Consider the following 1537-nt stretch of genomic DNA (forward strand, 5'->3'; position numbering starts at 1 on the left):
ATCACGCCCCAGTTTCAAATTTACTACAAAAAAAGTGGAGTGGGAAGGGGCAGCTCATAGTTGCCCCTTCCTTTGACCAACAATAATTATCATTATCAATTGTACATTTGATTTTTTGGAGGTCCCTAAAACATATCTCCCACTAACATAGCTTTCTTGGTTTTTATGTTCAAACTTTACGGTTGCTTGCTGTTCCTCTGGCTCTATTTGTGTAACTTCAGCATGGTTGAGTATCTCCACACCATTTTTTTTGCATTGAGCAACAAGTTCCTCTGTCAGTTTCCCCATACCACCCACTGGAACACACCAATCTCCTGTACCATTGGCAATAATATGATAGAGAAACGTCCGATTTTGTTGTAAGGAAGAGTCATGGGGATGGGTAAAGGTGCCAATAGTTCCATCTGTGAAGACTAAACCCCGCACCAAATCACTTTGAAAGAATTCTTCAATCGCAATTCCCAAGGGTTGCTCGATAAATAACTGCCAGGCTAGCTTTTCTTCTTCTGTTTGAAAAAGCTTTTTAATTTCTTCTCTAGTCTGCATGGGTTCAAGCAATGAATGCCAAAGATGCTTTCCTAGAGATTTTTGTAATTGATGGAATTTGAAATAGTTTTGGTACTCTTCTGAATTTCCAGTGAGTTGTTCAAAAGATTTCTTAGTAATTGCTTCATCACTATTACTAATCAGTAAACCTTCATGCTTTCCATCTTTTTCGTATGGAGTAAAGGAAGCAGGATTTCTTTGTCGGAATTTAAAATTTAAATCTAAATCTGAGATAATTTTTTGTGGCAGCATTCCGACTAGATAAGCATAAATTGAGAGTTTAGCTTCAATACCCGGAAATAGTTGGCGGGAAACAACTGCTCCTCCTACTGTATCCTGTTTTTCTAGAACTAAAACAGATTTCCCAGCTTTGGCAAGATAACAGGCTGCAATTAGTCCATTGTGTCCACCACCGACGATGACGACATCGTAGTTTTTTTGTATGTTTGAATATACCATTATTTTGTCTACTTATTGGGTAATTTCAGTTATCAGTACCTCTGGCTCAACCCAGAAGCTTGAAATAATGAACCAAATATTTTTTTAATTCCTTTAAAAGGGAAGGCTTTATATAGAATCCGGGTAATTACTATAGCCTGCGTCCGCAGCGACTGGAACGGAGTGGAAGGAAGCAATCTCAGGGGTGCACGGAGATTGCTTCCTATCGTCGCTGCGGACGACTGTTCAACCGGATTCTATACGGCGGATTTCATCTCAACGTTGCTTGGAGACCCGCGCTCTCCCGTAGGGGAGCGTCGGTCCGAAAACCAATCAACGTTGCGGTTTTTACAAGAGTATGCTACCATAAGTAAATTAAGGCTGCTGGGCTAGCAGTGTCAGTCTGTGGAGCGCGCCTTTAGACCGAAAAGAGGTTCGGCCTTGGAGGCAGGTGCGTTAGAAGCAGAAAGCCCCTATCAGTGATGTTAGGGAATCCCGCGCTGTCTCGCGTATAGCAGCGTCGGGAGGATGTCAAGTCAGTTAGGTACACCTG

At 41.9% G+C, this 1537-nt stretch carries 1 protein-coding gene; it reads right to left on the minus strand.

Annotated features, from left to right (window positions below; translation table 11 throughout):
• Window positions 1-54 precede the first annotated feature (54 nt).
• Window positions 55-1005: a phytoene desaturase family protein gene (locus F6K22_RS40635; RefSeq protein ID WP_293110812.1), complete on the minus strand. Its 951-nt coding sequence runs from the start codon at window positions 1003-1005 to the stop codon at window positions 55-57.
• Window positions 1006-1537: the final 532 nt, after the last annotated feature.

This window comes from Okeania sp. SIO2F4 (assembly GCF_010672385.1).
In the GTDB taxonomy this organism is placed as follows: domain Bacteria; phylum Cyanobacteriota; class Cyanobacteriia; order Cyanobacteriales; family Microcoleaceae; genus Trichodesmium.

What these genes read in the sequence shown, in the direction of transcription:
- F6K22_RS40635 (WP_293110812.1), bottom strand. Translation starts at nt 1,005, where the DNA reads ATGGTATATTCAAACATACAAAAAAACTACGATGTCGTCATCGTCGGT.